General features: G+C 59.7%; 21 protein-coding genes. 7 read left to right on the top strand and 14 right to left on the bottom strand.

The genetic code is table 11. From position 1 onward, the window contains the following. Window positions 1-158: 158 nt before the first annotated feature. Window positions 159-1,154 carry a transporter gene (locus ACIQUH_RS24420; RefSeq protein ID WP_400819975.1) on the top strand — a complete coding sequence of 332 codons (996 nt, stop codon included), beginning with the start codon at window positions 159-161 and terminating at the stop codon, window positions 1,152-1,154. A gap of 57 nt (window positions 1,155-1,211) precedes the next feature. Here the strand turns inward: ACIQUH_RS24420 and ACIQUH_RS24425 are convergent, their stop codons facing one another. The 4 genes from ACIQUH_RS24425 to ACIQUH_RS24440 form a co-directional block, all read right to left on the bottom strand. Further along, entirely contained in the window at window positions 1,212-1,727 is a 516-nt protein-coding gene (locus ACIQUH_RS24425; RefSeq protein ID WP_400819977.1) for a BA14K family protein, read from the bottom strand. A 223-nt stretch (window positions 1,728-1,950) separates the two neighbouring features. Then, window positions 1,951-2,415: a BA14K family protein gene (locus ACIQUH_RS24430; RefSeq protein ID WP_400819980.1), complete on the bottom strand. Its 465-nt coding sequence runs from the start codon at window positions 2,413-2,415 to the stop codon at window positions 1,951-1,953. A 187-nt stretch (window positions 2,416-2,602) separates the two neighbouring features. Then, window positions 2,603-3,685, bottom strand: coding sequence for a 2Fe-2S iron-sulfur cluster-binding protein (locus ACIQUH_RS24435; protein WP_400819982.1), 1,083 nt, complete (start codon window positions 3,683-3,685; stop codon window positions 2,603-2,605). Between the two features lie 7 nt (window positions 3,686-3,692). Beyond that, a complete protein-coding gene (locus ACIQUH_RS24440) occupies window positions 3,693-4,937 on the bottom strand; it encodes an aromatic ring-hydroxylating dioxygenase subunit alpha (protein ID WP_400819984.1) in 1,245 nt (414 codons plus the stop codon). Between the two features lie 332 nt (window positions 4,938-5,269). Between ACIQUH_RS24440 and ACIQUH_RS24445 the strand changes: the two genes are divergently transcribed. From ACIQUH_RS24445 to ACIQUH_RS24455, 3 genes are all read left to right on the top strand, one after another. Continuing rightward, window positions 5,270-5,878 (top strand): DUF6656 family protein, encoded by a 609-nt coding sequence (locus tag ACIQUH_RS24445; RefSeq protein WP_400819987.1) that lies wholly within the window; start codon window positions 5,270-5,272, stop codon window positions 5,876-5,878. A 65-nt stretch (window positions 5,879-5,943) separates the two neighbouring features. Further along, complete coding sequence (locus tag ACIQUH_RS24450; protein WP_400820040.1) at window positions 5,944-6,921, top strand: L-threonylcarbamoyladenylate synthase; 978 nt, start codon at window positions 5,944-5,946, stop codon at window positions 6,919-6,921. A 50-nt stretch (window positions 6,922-6,971) separates the two neighbouring features. Continuing rightward, on the top strand, window positions 6,972-8,405 hold the full coding sequence (locus tag ACIQUH_RS24455; RefSeq protein ID WP_400819989.1) for an FAD-binding oxidoreductase: 1,434 nt from the start codon (window positions 6,972-6,974) through the stop codon (window positions 8,403-8,405). A 12-nt stretch (window positions 8,406-8,417) separates the two neighbouring features. Here the strand turns inward: ACIQUH_RS24455 and ACIQUH_RS24460 are convergent, their stop codons facing one another. Then, window positions 8,418-8,936, bottom strand: coding sequence for a glycosyl transferase (locus ACIQUH_RS24460; RefSeq protein WP_400819992.1), 519 nt, complete (start codon window positions 8,934-8,936; stop codon window positions 8,418-8,420). Window positions 8,937-9,224: 288 nt separating this feature from the next. On the opposite strand from ACIQUH_RS24460, the gene ACIQUH_RS24465 reads away from it, so the two are divergent. Further along, window positions 9,225-10,382, top strand: a complete 1,158-nt coding sequence (locus ACIQUH_RS24465) for a PA0069 family radical SAM protein (RefSeq protein ID WP_400819994.1) — start codon at window positions 9,225-9,227, stop codon at window positions 10,380-10,382. 383 nt (window positions 10,383-10,765) lie between these two features. Beyond that, window positions 10,766-11,419 (top strand): ribonuclease HII, encoded by a 654-nt coding sequence (locus ACIQUH_RS24470; protein ID WP_400819996.1) that lies wholly within the window; start codon window positions 10,766-10,768, stop codon window positions 11,417-11,419. 144 nt (window positions 11,420-11,563) lie between these two features. Here the strand turns inward: ACIQUH_RS24470 and ACIQUH_RS24475 are convergent, their stop codons facing one another. From ACIQUH_RS24475 to ACIQUH_RS24505, 7 genes are all read right to left on the bottom strand, one after another. After that, on the bottom strand, window positions 11,564-12,091 hold the full coding sequence (locus tag ACIQUH_RS24475; RefSeq protein WP_400819998.1) for a hypothetical protein: 528 nt from the start codon (window positions 12,089-12,091) through the stop codon (window positions 11,564-11,566). Between the two features lie 168 nt (window positions 12,092-12,259). Further along, window positions 12,260-12,745 carry a F0F1 ATP synthase subunit B gene (locus ACIQUH_RS24480; RefSeq protein ID WP_400820000.1) on the bottom strand — a complete coding sequence of 162 codons (486 nt, stop codon included), beginning with the start codon at window positions 12,743-12,745 and terminating at the stop codon, window positions 12,260-12,262. 1 nt (window position 12,746) lies between these two features. Continuing rightward, window positions 12,747-13,388: a F0F1 ATP synthase subunit B gene (locus ACIQUH_RS24485; RefSeq protein WP_080825826.1), complete on the bottom strand. Its 642-nt coding sequence runs from the start codon at window positions 13,386-13,388 to the stop codon at window positions 12,747-12,749. Between the two features lie 79 nt (window positions 13,389-13,467). Continuing rightward, window positions 13,468-13,695, bottom strand: coding sequence for a F0F1 ATP synthase subunit C (locus ACIQUH_RS24490; protein WP_003494147.1), 228 nt, complete (start codon window positions 13,693-13,695; stop codon window positions 13,468-13,470). Window positions 13,696-13,767: 72 nt separating this feature from the next. Beyond that, the gene (locus ACIQUH_RS24495) at window positions 13,768-14,517 is read right to left on the bottom strand and encodes a F0F1 ATP synthase subunit A (protein ID WP_004440258.1); all 750 of its coding nucleotides are present in this window, start codon (window positions 14,515-14,517) and stop codon (window positions 13,768-13,770) included. Between the two features lie 61 nt (window positions 14,518-14,578). Further along, window positions 14,579-14,944: an AtpZ/AtpI family protein gene (locus tag ACIQUH_RS24500; protein WP_003494135.1), complete on the bottom strand. Its 366-nt coding sequence runs from the start codon at window positions 14,942-14,944 to the stop codon at window positions 14,579-14,581. Window positions 14,945-15,214: 270 nt separating this feature from the next. Beyond that, window positions 15,215-16,378, bottom strand: coding sequence for a cell wall hydrolase (locus ACIQUH_RS24505; RefSeq protein WP_400820003.1), 1,164 nt, complete (start codon window positions 16,376-16,378; stop codon window positions 15,215-15,217). 243 nt (window positions 16,379-16,621) lie between these two features. Here ACIQUH_RS24505 and ACIQUH_RS24510 point away from each other — a divergent pair, with 243 nt between their 5' ends. Next, complete coding sequence (locus tag ACIQUH_RS24510) at window positions 16,622-17,188, top strand: dihydrofolate reductase family protein (protein ID WP_400820005.1); 567 nt, start codon at window positions 16,622-16,624, stop codon at window positions 17,186-17,188. Between the two features lie 82 nt (window positions 17,189-17,270). Here the strand turns inward: ACIQUH_RS24510 and ACIQUH_RS24515 are convergent, their stop codons facing one another. Together ACIQUH_RS24515 and ACIQUH_RS24520 are read right to left on the bottom strand one after the other, a co-directional pair. Then, window positions 17,271-19,190 carry a potassium transporter Kup gene (locus ACIQUH_RS24515; protein ID WP_400820007.1) on the bottom strand — a complete coding sequence of 640 codons (1,920 nt, stop codon included), beginning with the start codon at window positions 19,188-19,190 and terminating at the stop codon, window positions 17,271-17,273. A gap of 15 nt (window positions 19,191-19,205) precedes the next feature. After that, window positions 19,206-20,183, bottom strand: a complete 978-nt coding sequence (locus ACIQUH_RS24520; protein ID WP_400820009.1) for a magnesium transporter CorA family protein — start codon at window positions 20,181-20,183, stop codon at window positions 19,206-19,208. Between the last annotated feature and the right edge of the window lie 91 nt (window positions 20,184-20,274).

A 20,274-nucleotide genomic window follows, 5' to 3' on the forward strand; every position in this document is an offset into this window, starting at 1 on the left:
AACGTCAATTTGAAAATTCCCGCCATTTCGGCGGGATTGTTATAAAACTGTCATATGAATTTGCTCAGCATGTGCTGAAAGGCGCCTCGCCGCCGCCGCTCCCACAGCGGAACGACGGACGCCTCCCTCCTCCCATCCAGCCAGTCAGGACTGCCACGATGGATCTCGTAACACCGGTTATTCCCGGCCTTGTCTGGGCCTATCAATTCCACCCCGGCACCGCCCCATGCCGCCGGCTTGCGCCCGATGCAGGCTTTCACGAAATGGCGGAGTGCGAAGGCTTCTTCTGGCTGCACCTCAACCTCGCCGATCAGCGCGTCGCGGGTTTTCTCGAAACCATCGACGGTCTCGATCCGGCGGCGCGGGCAAGCCTCACCACCCATGAGACGCATCCGTCCATCGTGGTCGATGAAAAATCGCTCTATGGCACATTGGTGGATTTCCAGCGGGAATTCGACAAGGAGACACGCGATTTCGGCTGGCTGCATTTTGCGGTGAGCGACCGTTTCATCATCACCACCCGCCTGCAGCCGTTGCATTCGGTGGACCGGCTGAAGGCGGCGGTCGACAAGAATTCCAACCGCTATCTCACGCCGTCGCATGTCTTCGAGGGTCTGGTGGCGGAATTCCAGCGTTCGCTCATCAATCTGGTGATGGAGACGACGGAAGAACTGAACGCCATCGAAGACATGGTCTATGACAGCGAGACACGCGACGAGCGGCGGCGCCTTGCCCCGCTGCGCCGCACGGTGGTTCGCCTGCACCGGCATCTGCGCACCGTGCTCACCCTGATGCGGCGGGCCTCGGCCGCCGATGATGACGAGATGCCTGACGGTTTCGAGGATGTCGCCTCACGCCTGATGGGCCGTCTGGAGGCTGTCGACCACGATGTCTACGCCCTGCAGGAGCGCGCAAGGCTGCTGCATGAAGAAATCGATTCCAAACTCTCTTCCGAAACCAACCGGCACCTTTATATCCTGTCGCTGATGACGGCATTCCTGCTGCCGCCCTCGCTGGTGACCGGTTTCTTCGGCATGAATACGGATGAGCTGCCGTTTACCGTCGGCACGGGCGGCACGCTGTCGGCCAGCATCTTCATCGTGATTTCGGTTGCGCTCGCCTGGTTCGTGCTGAAACGCGCGCGGATCTTGTGACAGCAAAAAGCCGCCCGGTGGCGACCGGACGGCTCTTTCTATTCAAGCGTCGTTCTATCAGCCGTAGGGCGAATAGCAGGGCTGGCGCGGGCCGTGATACGGCTGGAACGTGTTGCTATAGGCATCGTAGGAACGATAGCGGCCATAGCACCAGTTCACATGCGCGCGGCTCATGCCGCCCCGATAGACCGGGCGATATTCGCGATAGACCGGACGCGGGCGATATTCCGGCACCGGACGGTAGATTTCGCGCGGCTGCGAGAGTGCGCCGCCGATGATCGCACCCGTCGCAAAGGCTGCGAGCGGGAACCAGTAACCGTCATGGTGACGATAGCCCGGACGGTAATCGCGATAACCACGGTGGCCGCGATACCAGCCGCGACGATCGCCCCAGCCGTCGCGATCGCGCCAATATTGGACATTCACGACATTCTTGCTGGCATCGTTGCCTGCTGTCTCAACGCTCTTTGGCGCGATCGGCAAAGGCATTGCTGCTTCCGCCGGAACAATCGCTCCCGCAACCACAATCGCAGAAAGACCGACAGCCAAGATATTCTTCATATAGCTTTTCATCTGACTTCCTCCATTCACGACGGTCAACAGGCCGTTCTCCGTGAATAATAACACTTTTTTCTTCTCATTCGGCCAGTTTTCGGTCTGGCTGGACATTCCAGGTTGCAGGCTAGGCGTTTTCGCCTGAACCCAGCATTAACGGCATCATCACGCTTCGTTTATCGAAAGGGGCCGCATCGAAAGCAAAAGCCCGGATCACTATCCGGGCTTTCGAAAACCACTATCAGCGGCTGTAGGGCGATACGCATATGCGGCGCGGACCGCTGTTCGGCTGATAGGTATTGTCGTAAGCACGATACGACCGCCAGCGGTTCTGGCACCAGGAGACATGGCTGCCGCCATAGGCCGGGCGCGGCTGTTGCATGGCGCCGCCGATGATCGCACCCGCCGCGAAGGCTGCCAGCGGGAACCAGTAACCGTTGTGATAACGGTAACCCGGACGACGATCGCGATAGCCGCGATGACCGTTATAATATCCATCACGCGGCGGGCGCGGGCGGTACATGCGGTCGCCGTGTCTGCGGTCGTATCTGCGGTCCCATTCACGATATTGCACGGGCACCACATTGTCGGTCGAAACCGCCGGCTTTGGCATCGGAACAGGGACCTGGAACGCCTGCGACGGCGTAAAGCTGGTGAGGAACACGACTATCGCTGTGGCGACACTCGTTGTCCGGAAATTCATCATGATCTTCCTCCGTTTGCTTCAACGCGTTGAACCCGCGCCTTTTCACCCACTCGCTCTTGTCGGAGATATGGGACAGCCCCGTTTCATGCCCGAAAAGAATTCGATGACGTGCAAACGAGTTTAGAGAAATTTGGTTCCAAGACAACCATCCGGGGAAAGACGGATGGAGATGAAACGCCTGCTCGTGTCAGGCTTCCACCTTTACATCGGTCAACGGGCGTGAGCAGCAGGCGAGAATATAGCCTTCCTCGATTTCCTCATCGAGAATGCCGCCATTGTGGTTCATCTCCACCTCACCGGAAAGCTTCAGCACCCGGCAGGTGCCGCAGATGCCGGATTCGCAGGCCGCCCCGATGCGGACACCGGCGGCGCGCGCCGTCATCAGAACCGTCTGGCCGGGCTGGCAGGGCATTTCTTTTCCGGAGAGGGTGAAACCCACCATCGACAGCGCTTCGCCATCCGCACCGGTAAGCACGTCTTCACCAACCGTGACCGGCGCGGCCGGCGCAAAGCTTTCCTGATGATAGCGGCTCATGTCGAAGCCGGAGGCATCGAGCATCGAGCGGACGGCGGCCATGAACGGCTCCGGACCGCAGCAGAAGACAGTGCGATCCATGAAATCATGCGCGAGCAGCGCGATCTTGGCCTTGTCGACCATGCCCTTCAGGCCGGACCACAGATCGGTGCGGCCGCATTTCTCGACAATAAAGCCGAGGGACAGGTTCGGCATGAACCGGGCGAGATATTCCAGCTCGTGCCGGAAGACGATATCGCCGGGTGTGCGCGAACAATTGATGAAGGCAATATCGCTCTGCGGGGCGCGGTCGCTCATGTCGCGCACCATCGACATCATCGGCGTTACGCCGGAGCCTGCCGAGATGAACAGATATTTGTCACCGGGATGCTTGACGTAGGAAAAATCGCCGAGCGGCCCGAGCGCCCGGATCTTCATGCCGGGCTTCAGATTATCGAACATCCAGCGCGTGCCGATGCTGTTGGCCTGCGCCTTGACCGTGACCGACAGCGCATAGGGCCGCGACGGACTGGAGGACAATGTGTAGGTGCGGTAAAGCGGCTCCTTGCCCACCGGCAATTCCAGCGTGACGAACTGCCCCGGCAGATAACGGAACCAGTTCTGATCCTCCGAGCGGAACAGGAACGTCATCACATCAGCGGTCTCGGGCGTCACCGAGATGCATTCCAGCAGCTGGAGCTTGTCGCTCCACGGCTTCATCTCGTCTATGTGCTTGTAGGTCACAACCATATTCATCTTCGCATCACGCTACAGCCGAAAGCCGGGCCTTATCGCCGGAGAGCCGGTCGATCATGAAATCGGAATACCAGTTGACGAACTGCATCACGCCGCCCTCGTCTTCCATGGAATAGGGGCCGGGCTCATAGGCCGGGGAACGAATGCCGAAGGCATTTTCCTCGACGATGCGACGGTCCTGATCGTTGGTCTCGTTCCAGACGTGGGTGAGGTCTTCGAGATCGTAATCCACGCCTTCGACGGCATCCTTGTGCACCAGCCATTTGGTGGTGACCATGGTCTCATTGGCGTTGAGCGGCAGCACCCGGAATGAAATGGTGTGGTCGCCGAGGAAGTGGTTCCAGGTCGTCGGATAATGGAACAGCAGCAACGCGCCGATATGGCTGATGCTGACATCCTCCGACAGCGGTCGGCGCACGGCGCGCTTGCCCGACATGGTGTAGCTTTCCGCTTCGCCGATCAGCGGCATGCGGGCGACGCGGAACTGACCCTTCGGATCGATCTTGAAGCGGCTCGGCAGGCCGGCGGCCTCACAGCGCGCCCAGTGGCCGCCGATCTCGGGGTCGCTCGCACCGCCATCCGTTCCCGTCACGCTCGGGTTTTCGGGATAGGTGCGGCAGAGTTCCGGGTGGTTGGCGGCGCAATGGTAGCACTCGCGGTTGTTTTCCCAAACGAGCTTCCAGTTGCCCTTTTCGATGATCGTGCTCTCATGCGCGACCTTCGCTTCCCAGATGCGGTGCGGGGCCATGTAGCTTTCGACCTCGGCGCGCATCGGCGCGAAATCGGCGGGCTGGTCGGCAAGGCAGATGAAGACGTAACCGGCAACGGTCTCGCAGGCGACGGGCTTCAGGCCAAATTCCGCCTTGTCGAATTCTTCGCCCATATGGCGTGCGAACAGCAGCTTGCCGTCCAGATCATAGGTCCACTGGTGATAGGGACAGACGAGACGGGCGGCCTGACCCTTCTGCGCGCTGCAGACGCGCGAACCGCGATGGCGGCAGGAATTTTGCAGGGCGCGGATCTGCCCGTCGCGTCCGCGAACGATGACGACCGAGTATGCGCCGACCTGAACGGTCATGTAGTTGCCGGACTTGGGCACTTCGCAATCATGGCCTACGAACAGCCAGTCGCGATACCAGATCGTTTCCATATCCAGCTTGAAATAATCCGGGTCCGTGTAGAACGGCTGCTCCAAGCTGAAGCCTTCGCGGCGGTTTTTCAGCTGGCGCAAAACGGTATCACGCAATTCCATGGCCAAATCCTCGATCAAACCGCCCTGCCCGACACCATTTGCGGGGTTGCGGAAGCATGCACTCATCTAAACACCGGCGGTCATTTGCGGCAGCACAGACAGCGACATTACCTTCCGCATTGGCGACAAATTGCGACATGCGCAATTCGCCCTCTCAGCCCATTCCGCTGGGAAATCCGACAGCTATTCAATGACGGAAATGACGTCGCAATATGACGCATGATGGCGCGCTCTTCACTCCGCACCCATTAAAAAACGGGGGATGCGGCGCAACGGAGTATTAACGCACCCTAAATTATCTTGCCGGATCGACAGCAACGAGGGTGTTCCTGGTGGAGAAGGCGACACGCATACGCTATTTCGATGCGAGCAGGCATTCGGTCACACCGATACGCTCGAAGACCGCGCATTCCGATTTCCTGCGGACGGGGCGCATCAGCCGTTATGAAGAGCGGTGGCTGCCGAGGGAACGCGTTTATTACAGCCATGACGAAGTAGCCACACTGACCGGACGAAAGCTGGAAGCGGCCGCCGATGCCACCCACAGCCGCCTGAACGGCTTTCACCAGTCCATCCGTTTTCCGAAGATGGTCTTTCACCATCTGCTCAATGACCGGCCGCATCTCGGCTATTGTCACGTCACGGCAGCGCGCACCAGCTTCGATGCCGAGCGCCATGTGCTCTGGTCATTCTATTTCGCGAACTTCTTCGCCGAACTGAGTGGGGCCGAAAACTTCTTCGAAAACATCGATGCGCGTTATTCGCGGATGTATTTCGCCGTCGCCATCAACGCGCTTCCCGATCAGGAGATCGCCGTCGATACCTCCGTCCATCGCGGCGGCCTGCTGTTCCAGACCCATGATCCACGCGTGGCGCTGAAAAACGTGCTCATGCTCGGCGCGCGCTCGGAGGAGATGCGCAGGATCATCAAGGCGATATAAAAGCCGCGATAGCGCTTTCCATTCCAGCCTGAAATACGCTATTGACCGCCCTGAAAGGCAGCATCATGGCGCGTCATATCGATATAGACAACGAGCGGGAAACAGCCCTGCAGGCATCCGTGGCCGAGCTTGCCGCCGGCCAGCCCATCGCCCTGCCGACGGAAACGGTCTACGGCCTTGCCGCCGACGCCACCAATCCGGCGGCGATTACCCGCATTTACGAGACAAAAGGCCGGCCGCAGTTCAACCCCCTGATCTGCCACATGGCCGATATCGCCATGGCCGAGCGTTACGCGGTTTTCGACCCCATATCGCTGAAGCTCGCAGAAGCCTTCTGGCCCGGTCCGCTGACACTGGTGCTGCCGTTGAAGCCGGCAAGCGACATTCATTCGCTGGCGACGGCCGGTCTCGATACGGTCGGCATTCGTGTACCGCAGGGTTTTGCCGGTGATCTGATCCGCCGGTTCGACAGGCCGCTCGCCGCCCCCAGCGCCAATAGCTCCGGCAAGATCAGCCCGACAAGTGCAGCCCATGTGGAAGCGGATCTTGGCCAAAAGATCAATCTCATTCTCGATGGCGGTGCGGCCTCCGTCGGCGTCGAATCCACCATCGTCAAGGTGGAAGAGGATGGCCGGGTGCGGCTGCTTCGTCCCGGCGGCATCGTCACCGAAGATATAGAACGTGTTGCCGGCAAACGGCTCGAACGGCCGAAAAAAGCAGCGGCCGCCATTGAAGCGCCGGGAATGCTCGCCTCGCATTATGCGCCGGGTGCTGCCGTGCGTCTCGGCGCCACATCGGTTTCCCCCGGCGAAGCGCTGATCCGGTTCGGCGGCATCGCCATTACCGGTGAAGAAACCGCGCGCACCGTTCTCGATCTCAGCCCTTCCGGCGATCTTTCCGAGGCCGCCGCCAATCTCTTCGATTATCTCAAAGCCGCCGATGCGAGCGGCGCAGACATGATCGCCATCACCGCCATTCCCACCCATGGTCTCGGAGAGGCGATCAACGATCGCCTGTCCCGCGCCGCCGCACCGCGAGGCTGACGGCACCCAACCCTTTCGCCCATGTTTCAAAAGACAGCGAGACGCCGCCCATGACGACCACCGCCATCCCCTCCTCCGACATCCTCGACCGCTTTACCGCCATTGTCGGCGAAAAGAACGCGGTCCGCGACCCGGCGGAAATGGCGCCGCGCCTCGTGGAAAATCGCGGGCTTTATCGCGGCGCCTCGCCGCTGCTCATCAAGCCCGGTTCGGTCGAAGAGGTTGCCGCCATCCTGAAGCTCGCCAGCGAGACCGGCACCCCCATCGTGCCGCAGACCGGCAATACCGGCCTCGTGGGCGGGCAGACGCCGCGTGCCGACGGCACCGATATCATCCTGTCGCTGGAGCGCATGAACCGCGTTCGCGATATCGATCCGGTCGCCAATATCATCGTGGCCGATGCCGGCTGCATTCTCGATGACATTCACAAGGCTGCCGATACGGTGGAGCGCATGTTCCCGCTGTCGCTCGGCTCTCAAGGGTCCTGCCGCATCGGCGGCAATCTCGCCACCAATGCCGGCGGCACGGCGGTGCTTGCCTATGGCAATATGCGTCAGCTCTGCCTCGGGCTGGAAGTCGTGCTGCCGACCGGCGAAATCTGGAACGGGCTGCGCCGGCTGAAAAAGGACAATACGGGTTACGATCTGCGCGATCTCTTCATCGGTTCCGAAGGCACGCTTGGCATCATCACCGGCGCCGTGCTGAAGCTCTTCCCGAAACCGCTCGGCCATCAGGTGGCCTTTGCCGGGCTTACCTCCACCGAAGACGCGCTGAAGCTGTTCGAGATGGCCTCCAACCTCTGCGGCACGGCGCTGACCGGTTTCGAGCTCATGCCGCGAATCGGTGTCGAATTCACCGCCCGGCATATTCCCGGCGTGCGCGATCCCCTGGAACAGCCGCATGACTGGTACGCGCTCATCGATATCTCCACCTCCGATTCGGCGGAGACGGCGGATAACATGATGCAATCGCTGCTGGAGCGCGGTTTTGAGGCCGGGCTGGTTCAGGATGCGGTGATCGCCACATCCGAAGCCCAGCGGCAGGCGCTCTGGCACATGCGCGAAAGCATGTCGGAGGCGCAGAAACCCGAAGGCGGCTCGATCAAGCACGATGTTTCCGTTCCGGTGTCAAAAATACCGGAATTCATGTCGACGGCGGAAAAGGCGGTTCTCGCCGCCATCCCCGGTGCCCGTGTCTGCGCCTTCGGACATCTGGGCGACGGCAATATTCATTACAATATTTCCCAGCCGGTGGGTGCCGACAAGGCCGAATTCATCGGCCGCTGGCGGGACATGAACGAGATCGTGCACGGCATCGTACTGTCGCTCGGCGGCTCGATTTCGGCCGAACATGGCATCGGGCAATTGAAGCGCGACGAACTGGCCGCCATCCGCCCCGGCATCGAAATGGAGCTGATGCGGCGCATCAAACACGCTTTCGACCCCGCCGGCATCATGAACCCCGGCAAGGTTCTGGCCGGATAAAGCGCCCCTGCGTTAAGCCGAGGCCCGCAGCGCCCAGGCGGGCACCATTTCCGCATTCAGCCGGCGCGGTTTCTGTGCGCCGACAAATTGCGTCAGGCTCATGCCCGATTTCGCAATCGACACGGCATGTTTCTTCGGCAGAAGATATCCATGCTCCAAGGGCGGAACGCGGCGCAGCACACGGCTGAAGACATTGCGACGATGATAGCGCGAGGGCGAAAAGCGGGCCGGCTGCGCGCAGATCGCCACATATTCGAGAATCTCGTCGATCCAGCCCGCCTGCGGGCGCGCGCCCGGTTCGATCAGAAGCAGCCAGCCGCCGCGTGCCGACTTCACGACGTCTTCAATGTCCCATTGCCCATAAAAACGGCAGCCGGCGGCATCGGCGACGCGCGACGATCCATCGCGCGAACCGTGATCGAGAATCACAACATCGCTTACAAGCCCTTCCACGGCCCCGGTGACAAGCGCAGACAATGTGTGCGCCAGTTCCGGCTCGTGATCCCGGCATTCCATTATGACTGTCAACATCTGCATAGCTCTAACGCATCGCACAATAAATTGCCACTGTGCTCATCGTGGTAAAATCCGCGGCTCTCCATGCCGCCGACCGCACAGTCTCCGGACGTGGCCGTGCCTATCGCGATCACGCATCCACCCCTGGAGAAGGAGTCGAATCTGAATTTTGTTCTTGTATTGTTCTCATTCCTGATGTAGGAATTTAATCATTCGGAAGGCGATTAAACGCCCGCCCGGATGGAAACGGTTTAGGGCGTCGAGCGTGCCTTGAAAGGTGTGCGGCGCTCCGAGAGCATCCAGATGAGAAACCATACGCTTGACGGGCAGGCTGCCTTCCAGCCGAGCCATATGCCTGACATTGCCAATGCGCTCGCCGATGCATCCGGCCTGCGCATCGAGATCGACCGCCGTCGTGGCCGGGGCGGCGGGCTGAACCCGGATGGGCGCTTCGAGACCTTGCAGCACGAGGTTTTCGACGATGGCTGGCAGACGCTCGAGGACATGCCGGAATTCCGCACCGAGGTGCAGGTGGAAAAGCCGCGCAGCATCATCACCCGCAATGAATCGCCCGACATCCCCTTCGACCGTTCCATCAATCCCTATCGCGGCTGCGAACATGGCTGCATCTATTGTTTCGCACGGCCCACCCACAGCTATATGGGCCTTTCGGCCGGGCTGGACTTCGAATCGAAGCTCTTCGCCAAGCCGGATGCGGCAAAGCTCCTGGAACGGGAGCTGGCGAAGCCGGGCTACAAGCCGCGGGTGATCGCCATCGGCACCAATACCGATCCCTATCAGCCGATCGAGCGCGAATGGCGCATCATGCGGCAGATACTGGAGGTGCTGGCCAAGGCCGATCACCCCGTTGCCATCGTCACCAAATCGGCGCTGATCAAGCGGGATATCGATATTCTGGCGCCCATGGCCAAAAAGGGGCTCGCCAAGGTCGGTATTTCCGTCACCACACTGGACCGGAAGCTCGCGCGCAACATGGAACCGCGCGCCGCCACGCCGGAAAAGCGGCTGGAGGCGGTGAAGGCCTTGACGGAGGCCGGCATTCCCGTGGCCGTGATGATGGCGCCTGTCATTCCGGCCCTCAACGATCATGAGATCGAACGCATTCTCGAGGCCGGCAAGGCAGCGGGCGCCACCGAAGCTTCCTACGTGCTGCTGCGCCTGCCGCTGGAGGTGAGCCCGCTGTTCCGCGACTGGCTGCTGCGCAACTATCCGGACCGTTACCGTCATGTCATGTCGCTGGTGCGCTCCATGCGCGACGGCAAGGATTACGACGCGGAATTCGGAAAACGCATGAAGGGCGCCGGCCCCTATGCCTGGCAGATCGGCAGGCGTTTCGAGATGGCGACCAAGCGGCTCGGCCTTATCCGCCGCGGCATTCACCTGCGCGACGATCTCTTCCTGCCGCCTGGCGATGCAGGCGTGCAATTGTCGCTGCTTTGAAAGCCCGACGCTGAGAGTGGCGCGGGATGATGAATGTCCCGGGATGAAGCCCGAGGATGACATCAGGCATGAAGGATAACAGGTCAGCAATCGAAGGCTCTCTCAGCCTTTAACAAACGGAATTCAAGACGATAGGAGCACCCCCTCATCTGGTTGCTCCCCACGAAATGCCCGGCGGGTTTTCCCTGGCCCGCCGGACATTGCCCCCGGAACCGCCGCCTCGCGTGCGATCATTTTTCCTCCGCCGCCCCGTTGGAGGATCAAAGGTCATGATGACCTGAGGGGCACGGTGAGCCACGCCCCTTGACCCCGGCTCATCCTGCCTGTCATCGCCCGCTTCCGGGGGCTTGCAGGAGATCGGGTGTGTATGCGAGTTTCGCCGCATGAAACGCACCGCCACACCCGATTCTCCTGCCCTTTTCGATCTTGCCGATACCGGTCCGGATTTCTCCTTCGAACTGGAAGCGAAAAAGAAGGGCCTCTGGCCCGTCGCCGGCACGGATGAGGCGGGACGGGGGCCTTTGGCCGGACCGGTGGTCGCCGCAGCCGTCATTCTCGATCCGGACAATATTCCCAAGGGCATGGACGATTCCAAGAAACTGACGAAGCAGAAGCGCGAGAGCCTGTTCGTTGAGATCATGGAAACCTCGATCGTATCCGTCGCCTCCTCTGGCCCCGGCCTGATCGACAACATGAATATCCTGCGCGCCAGCCTTGATGCCATGCGCCGCGCCGTGCTCGGTCTCGAAATCTCCCCCGCCCTCGTGCTGGCCGACGGCCGTGACAGGCCGCCGGGCATCGCCTGCGAAGCCAAGGCCGTCATCAAGGGCGATTCCCGCTCCCTCTCCATCGCCGCCGCCTCGATCATCGCCAAGGTGACCCGCGACCGGATGATGGAACGCGCCGGCGTGGTGCATGCGTCCTATGGGTTCGAAGGCCATGCCGGTTACGGCACGCCGGCCCACCTGCGCGCCATCGAAAGCCATGGCCCCTGTGCGCTGCACAGGATGAGCTTTCGGCCGCTGAAGCGGGATTGATTGGAGACCCGCGTTTCCCCAAATCTAGGTCAAACTTCACCATTGAATCGGCATCGAAGGTGGCAAGAACAATGGCGGGACGGACGCAGCACAAAACTGAATGTGATCATAGTCTTGCCTCAAGTCACTGGTATCTTTAGGCACTTACCCCGCGTAAAAATAATAAGCGCGGTTGGTTCTAGGTGCGAGGACGATGATTCCTGTACGCCCAAATGAAAAAAAGTTTCCTTCCCCTGAAATTGCTCCATTTATTTCCAGCTCGATGGTCTTATTAATTTCTATTCCAAAACCGTAGTGATCAAGATAGCTATTGAGTTCGACTGCGTCTGCACGCCACTCTTTCCCATTTAAAATCGGCGTCTTTTGCCAGCGGTCATACTTACCCCGCCTGTCAATGGCCAATTCTACAGGGCACGTTATGCTTTCAAGATAGCCAATACCCTGTATTTCGATCTGTTCAGAAACAACATCGGGCAATTCAAATACAATAACACCCGTCTCGTTATCGCCGGGTAATCCGATGCCCCAAGATTGCTCCTCGGCGTAGAGAACTTTGTTTATTCCCATCCCGCAAGGCGCAATACTCAGGCGACGATCACGATCAAATATTTTAATTCCAAGGCACACCAGAAATAAAATTAATAATACAATACCCAATATCCATTTAAGCATTTAAACCCGATTTCCATCAAATACTATTTTGAATAATGAGAAATACATTATTGCTTCGCCTCGGCAATCATGAAGCAACGAAATTCAGCCAGCGACCTTTAACAATACAAACAAAAAAACCCCTCGCAGCTCTCGCCGGAGGGGTTTGTAATCAGTCCGAGATAAATCTCAGTTCAGCTTCGACTTCACTTCGCCGATCGTGGCGGTGAAAAGCTTGGCCTTTGCGGCAGCCGTGGTCTTTTCCGCCAGCAGCTTCTCGGAAGCGGCGATGGCGATGTCGACTGCGGCGGCGCGGACAGCGCCGATGGCGTCGTCTTCTGCCTGCTTGATCTTCTGTTCCGAAAGGGCCGTGCGGCGGGCGACGAATTCTTCCGTCTTCTGCTTGGCTTCTTCGGTGAGCGCGGCTGCTTCGCGTTCGGCGGCGGCAACGATGCCGGCGGCTTCCGCTTCCGCTTCCTTGCGCTTGCGCTGATATTCGGCCAGCAGGTGCTGGGCCTCTTCACGCAGGCGCTTGGCTTCGGCCAACTCGTCCTGAATGTTCTGCGCGCGCTCGTCCAGAGACTTGGAGAGCATGCCCGGAACCTTGAGATAGGCGATCAGGACGAAGAAAAGGACGAGACCGACTAGAGCAAAAAATGATGCATCAAATGCCATGTCAGGCTCCCTTCACGTTCGAAGCGGCGGCGATGGCTGCCTTGACGTCCGTGTCCTTGACCTTGGCGCCAACCAGCTGGTCGACGATTGCGGTCGCGGTTTCCTCGGCGATAGCGCCGACATCGGCGAATGCCTGTTCCTTGATGCCCGCAATGCGCTTTTCGGCAGCAGCGAGCTTTTCGGCAAGACCGGCTTCGATCGCGGCGCGGTCGGCATCGGCCTTCACCTTGGCGGCGTCACGGGCCGCGGCGCCGATGGAGCTTGCCTTGGCGCGGGCTGCCGCGAGTTCTTTTTCATAGGTTTCGACGGCTGCGTCGGCTTCGGCTTTCAGCCGTGCCGCTTCGTCGAGATCCTGTGCAATGCGTCCATGGCGGTTTTCGAGAATGCCGCCGACGCGCGGTACGATGACCTTCTGCATGAGCAGGTAGAAAAGGCCGAACGTGATCGCCAGCCAGAGAACCTGCGATGCATAAGTAGACTGGTCGAACGGCGGGAAAACGCCGGAAGCGCCGTGTTCGGCGCCGTGCGCCACACCGGTTTCCGTGTGCGTGGCTTCCGGTTGCGGCTGGCCGACAGCCGGAGTTTCCGTATGCGTTTCACCTACGGTCGGTGCTGACTGGGCATAAGCCTCGGTCACGAACATGCTCACCTCCAGGGGGACTGCAAATGCGAAGGATCACGGCACGCCATTCGCGGGCCGTGATCCAGACCTGATGCCGTTATCAGACAGCGAACAGGAGAAGGAGAGCAACGAGCAGCGAGAAGATGCCCAGAGCTTCCGTAACGGCGAAGCCGAATACCAGACGGCCGAACTGGCTGTCGGCAGCAGAGGGGTTGCGCAGTGCGCCGGACAGGTAATCACCGAAGATACGGCCGAGTGCGAGGGACGTACCAGCCATGCCGAGGCATGCGAGACCTGCGCCGATGTACTTTGCTGCTTCCGCTTCCATGTGAGACTCCTTGAGATATTGGTTGTTGCGGCTGTTTTTGACGCCCGTTGCCGGGGCCAGCGACTTTACTTCTCAGTGACCACCATGCACGGCGTCGTTCAGGTACATGCAAGTCAGTACCGCGAAGACGTAAGCCTGCAGGAAGGCAACGAGAAATTCGAGAGCGGTCATGGCGACCGTCATGATGAGAGGCAGGACTGCACCGCCGACGCCGAGAGCGCCAAGCGCGCTCATGGAGGCGACGAAGCCCGCGAAAACCTTGAGCGTGATGTGGCCGGCCAGCATGTTCGCGAAAAGACGAACCGAAAGGCTGATCGGGCGCGACAGGAACGAGATCATTTCAATCGACGCGACAAGCGGCAGAAGCGCCTTGGGCACGCCCGAGGGGGCAAAGATACCGAAGAAATGCAGGCCGTGCTTGTAAAAACCGTAAACGACGACCGTGCCGATGACGAGGCAGGCGAGCGCGAAGGTGACGATGATCTGGCTGGTGACCGTGAAGAAATACGGGAACATGCCGAGAAGATTGGCCGTCAGCACGAACATGAACAGCGAGAACACGAAGGGGAAGAACACCATGCCCTTCTTGCCGGCGCCTTCGCGCAGCATGGAGGCAATGAATTCATACGACATTTCAGCAACGGACTGCATGCGGGTCGGGATCAGACCGCGGTTCGACGTTGCGAAATAAAGGAAACCGGAAGCCGCAGCCACGGTCGCGACCATGAAGAGCGACGCATTGGTGAAGGAAAAATCGACGCCGCCAATTTCGATCGGAATGATCGGCTGCACCAAGAACTGATGGGTCGGATCGTTTGCCACCGGCTGCCCTCTTTACCTGTCGCCGCCTGTCGCGGCATCTCAATTGCCAAGAAAAAACAGCTTAAACGCCGCCTTTTCCACCCTCGTCTCGCCTGTCCGCCTTCTCCAGCAGCGGCGGCTTTGCCACCGCGCCCGTCGAGCGCAACACATTCAATACGCCTGCGCAGAAACCGAGAAGAAGAAGAACGATCATCCCCCACGGCGTCGTGCCGGCAAAATAGTCCAGAAGATAACCCAGCATAGCGCCGACCACGATGGCCGAAATGAACTCCGATGAGAGCTTCACCGCCATCGCAAAACCTTTCCGGTTTTCCGCGGCGTTGGTCTCCGCCCTCACTTCCGCCTCATCCTCCGCTTTCACCTTTGCCAACTCATCAGCAAGGCGCTTGCGGCGCTCGTCCAGACTATCGTCACGGTTGCCAGTCATCTTAAAATCCCACCCATTTTCTCCGTTCCAGCCATGCCAGAACCCTTTGGAGTTGTAAACGGTGACGGATTAAGCCTGTTCCAGCCCGCTCTGAAGTCGCGCGCAACATAGTTTTAGGGGCTTCTCTAGTCAAGGCACTGATGGCGGTTGTTTCAGCACAAATTAATCGTGCAAAAACAATAGCTTGACATCAAATCGCTGTTTGGGGGCGATGTTTCGCCAGGGAATCGGCATTTTTGACACGCAAAATGCGACAAATTGGCGGTGGTATCAGCTCCAGCCGCCACCATAGGTACGGTAAAACACGTGCAATCCGATTCTGCCGACCTTCTTCATCGTGCGGCCCCAGGCGGGACGCACATAAACGGCGTGATAATGGGTTGCCGAACCCACTTCCTTCAGCCAGATTTTGCCGGCCGTGGTGGCCATGGCCACTTCGCGCGCCATTTTCCAATGACGCTCGGAATTCACCCGGTCCTTGATATTGTCGCAGGCGAAGGAAAACTGGCAACGGTTGCGCCAGTCCTTGTTCTGATAGACCACGCCGCAGATGGTTTTCGGATAGGCGGGATTGCGCACGCGGTTGAGAATGACCTGCGCCACCGCCGCCTGTCCCTTCACCGATTCTCCGCGCGCCTCGAAATAGATGCCGGATGCCAGGCATTGCTGTTCGGCTGCGGAAAATACGGCGGCGGGCAGCGGCGTGGCTGCCCAGGCGTGGTCGTCCTCGGCGATCTGCGGCACGAAACGGCCGGCCTCGGGCTTTTTGAGAATGGCGTCGAAAGGCGACTCGCGGGCGAAATCCGGTTCGGCCGGCGCATAGGCCGTGGCGAGAATATCCGGCGTGCGATTGGTGATGAGTTCGGCCAGCATCGGCGAGACGCTTCTGTCCGCCTTCTTTTCCTCGCGGCGGAAATAGAAGGAGGCGAGTTCCACGTCCTTGCCGCGCTTCGGCTTGACGAAAGCGGTGCGGTCCTTGCGCTTCAGCGGCTCGATATCCAGCATGCTGGTCCGCTGCAGCACGGAGCCGGCGGTGAAAGCCTTAGGCGGCTGCATGATTTCGGTTGCGACGATCCGGCCCTTCTTGGCGGCGCGGTTGACACGCTCGCTGTCGGGCGTCGTTGCCTCGCCCTTTTTGTTGGTGACGAAGGCGACCTTGCTGCCATTCGGCAGGGTCATGCCGCTGCCCTGCAGCGCCGCCTCGCCTGCCGCATCGTTGAAGGTAAGGGATGCATTGTGCACCGAGCCCGCCGGAGAGGCCGTCAGCACCATGCGCCATTGTTCGCCGCCATTGTCCAACCCGGCCAAGAGCGAGGCCAGATCCGCACGCGCGGCGAGAGAAGGAAAGACGAGCCAGGCGGCAAGGCCGAAGACGACGGGTGAGGCCCATCTGGAGGTCCATGCCTGAAGGGACGCGGAGGACCGACGACGCATTACACTTTTCGAACGCAAAACCAGCACTCCGAACACCGACAACCATATTTGCTACAGGTGTTGAAGAATCTCTTATTAACCTTGATGCTTGGTTAACGCGGCGAGCGGACGTGGCTTCACGTTGATGTGTAACCACCGTCCAGGCCACTGGCTCATAAAAGCTGAGCCAGGCTTCCCGACGTGCCCGCAACAACTCCAGCTGAACCGCGTGACCACGATGTCGGAAGATTGTATGCTTGCCGCATGGGACTATTGACCTTCAGCATCAACGTGACCTTGGACGGCTGTGTCGACCATCAGGAAGGTATAGCCGACAACGAGACACACGCCTTCTTCACTCAGCTCATGGACGAGAGCGGGGCGATGTTGTGGGGCCGCGTCACCTACGAAATGATGGAAAGCTATTGGCCGGCAGTCGCCCGCGGCGAAGTAGAGGTTTCTCCGCCGATGCGCGACTGGGCGATTAAGCTCGATGCCAAGCCGAAATATGTGGTGTCGTCAACGCGAAACGACTTCCTTTGGAATAATAGCCACCACATTACCGGTGAGCTGCGAACAGGTATACAGAATCTCAAGGATGCGACCCCGGCGGGCGTGCTCTTGGGTAGCGGCAAGCTTGCGGCTGAGCTGGATCGACTGGATTTGATCGACGAATACAAGTTTCTCGTTCACCCCAGAATCGTCGGCCACGGCCCCACTCTCTACGAGAGCGGCTTGCCGAGCGCGCGACACCTCGAACTGATTTCGGTAAAGTCATTCCGTAGCGGCGTTGTTGCCATGCACTACCGACGCTCTTTGACGACGTCGTGAGGCAAGAATAGCTCAAAGTCGGATTTCGATAACCGCCGGCCAGGTTTTTTCCGCGGCGACGGATGAGTGTGCGACCCAATAGTCAGACGACGACGTGAGAACCCAGCTCCACCACGCGGTTGGCCGGAAGGCGGAAGTAGTCCGACGGATCGGCGGCGGTTTCGGCGAGCGCGATGAACAGGCGGTTCTGCCAGCCAGGCATGCCGGACTTCGGATCCGGCACCAGCTTGCGGCGGCCGAGATAAAACGAGGTCGACATGATATCGAACTTGTAGCCGGTGCGTCTGAGATAACCCAGCGCCTGGGTGACGTTCTGGGTTTCCATGAAACCGAAATGCAGTTCGACCACGGCGAAACGGTCACTGAGTTTCGTAAGCGTGTACCTGTTTTCAGGTCGAACGCGCGGCTGATCCTCGGTGCGGATCGTCAGGATGACGTTCTTGTCGTGCAGCACGTGGTTATGCTTGAGATTGTGCAACAGTGCGGCCGGTGCGGCCTCCGGATCGCCAGTCAGGAAGATCGCGGTGCCGGGCACACGCACCGGTGCATGGGCGCTTTCCTTTTCCACCGAGGCGATGAACATCTTCAGCGGCACGTCGATGCGGCGGGTTTTCGCGAAAAGGATCTTCGAGCCGCGCTGCCAGGTGGTCATGATGATGGTGAAGGCGATCGCCAGCAGCACCGGCACATAACCGCCGTCGTGAATCTTCAAAAGGTTCGCGCCGAGGAAGATCAGTTCCAGCGCCAGAAGCGGGGCCAGCACGGCAATTGCCAGCCAGACCGACCATTGCCAGCGCTTGCGCACGAATTCGAAGAACATCAGGCTGGTGACGACCATCGCGCCGGTGACCGAGATACCATAAGCGGTGGCCAGCGCATCCGAACTCTTGAAGGTGAGCACCAGCGCCACGACGCCGAACAGCAGGATGGTGTTGACGGCCGGCAGGTAAATCTGCCCCGTATTGGTTTCAGACGTGAAGAGGATTTCCATGCGCGGCAGGTAGCCGAGGTGGATCGCCTGACGCACCAGCGAAAACGCACCTGTTATGACCGCCTGGCTGGCAATGATGGTGGCGGCGGTGGCCAGGATGACGGCCGGCAGGATCGCCCATTGCGGGAACATCAGATAGAAGGGATTGGACATCGCCGCCGGGTCTTTCAGCACCAGCGCGCCCTGCCCGAGATAATTCAGCGTCAATGCCGGGAAAACCAGACAGAACCATGCCCACTGGATGGGGCGGCGGCCGAAATGGCCGAGATCGGCGTAAAGCGCTTCCGCCCCGGTGATCGTCAGGAAGACCGCGCCCAGAACGACGATGCCGTAGAAGCCTTCATTGGCGAGAAATTCGACGGCATGCCAGGGGTTGAAGGCGAAGAGAATGCTGAAATCATCGGCAATGTGGAGGAGACCGGCCAGACCCATGACGATGAACCAGACGGCGGTGATCGGCCCGAAGAACTTCGCCACCGTGCCCGTGCCGTGGGACTGGATGGCGAAAAGGCCGATGAGAATGCCGACGGAAATCGGAATGATGAAGGCGTCCATTTCCGGCGTGACGAGTTTCAGGCCCTCCACGGCCGAAAGCACCGACAGCGCCGGGGTGATCATGGCATCGCCGAGAAACAGCGCAGCGCCGATGAGGCCGAGCACGATGAGAACGCTGCGATGGGTGCCCGCCGTCTTCATCAGCAGCGCCAGCAGCGACAGCGTGCCGCCTTCGCCGTCATTGTCGGCGCGCAGCAGCAGCGTGATATATTTGAACGTCACGATGATCGTCAAAGACCAGATCATCAGGGAGGTGAGGCCGATGACTTCTTCCTGCGTCACGCCGTCATAGGCGATGGGCCGCAGGGCCTCGCGGAAGGCGTAGAGCGGGCTGGTGCCGATATCGCCGTAGACAACGCCGATGGAACCGAGGATCGCGGCATAAAGCCCCTTGTTCCTGTGCTCGTCATCCGCATCCGGTTTCTCGGCAACATCCTTGTCAGCGATCTGGGACATGATGATCCTGGCTCCTTAGAGCCAGCCCTTCCAACGAAAAAAGAGAAACGGGATGACGGCGGACATCAGCATGATGACGAGCGCGAGTGGGTAACCGAATGTCCAGTTCAACTCCGGCATGAGCTGAAAGTTCATTCCATAAACAGAGGCCACCAGCGTCGGCGGCAGGAACACCACCGAAGCGATGGAAAAAATCTTGATGATGCTGTTCTGCTCGATGTTGATGATACCAAGCGAGGCGTCCAGCAGGAAGGTGAGATTGCCGGAAACGAAGGAGGCATGTTCGTTCAGCGACTGGATATCGCGCCCGATCGACTTGCCCTGTTCCTTCGCCCCCTTGTCCTCGCGCGCCTGATCGCTGGTGGAGAGGAAGGTCTGCAGCCGCGCCAGCGATGCGAGGCTGACGCGGACCTTCGAGATCAGCCGGTGATAGGCGGCGATGTTGGTCAGGCGGTCTTCGAGATAACGTGGCGCCTTGCGTTTGGAACGCGCCTGGCTGCCGAGAATGTCGGCCGCGAGATTGTCGATGCCGGCGACCGAGTTTTCGAGAATTTCCGCCGTGCGGTCAACGATCGTTTCGAGCAGTTTCAGAAGCAGCGCCGTGCCGCTGCGCATCTCGTGCGGCGCGCGGGTGATGGCGGCAATGAAGAGGTGGAAGGATTTCGGCTCGGCATAACGGATCGTCACCAGACGCCTGCCGACCAGAATGAAGGCGACATCGGTAAGGCCCGGATCGTCCGAATCCGCCTTCCACACCAGAGAGGCGGTCATGAAGACATTGCCGTCTTCCATATAGAGGCGGCTGGAAGGCTCGATATCCTTCAGGTCTTCACGTGTCGGCAGTTCCACGCCGAGCAACTGTTCCACACGCTGCTCTTCCGCCCTGTCCGGGTTGACGAGATCGATCCAGACGATGTCGTCGGGAATCGGTCCGGAGCCGTCGTGTGCCGACAGGCTGATCGCCTCGCAATTGGCGCGATAGGCTTTTATCAATCCGCTTCTCCGCTCCACATTGCAGGCTTCAGCCGCAATGCTGCTTAACATATCCTGTTTGCGGTCGGCAAACCTTTGGACGACACTTCAG

The sequence above is a fragment of the Agrobacterium sp. NPDC090283 genome (assembly GCF_044769685.1).
In the GTDB taxonomy this organism is placed as follows: Bacteria; Pseudomonadota; Alphaproteobacteria; order Rhizobiales; family Rhizobiaceae; genus Agrobacterium.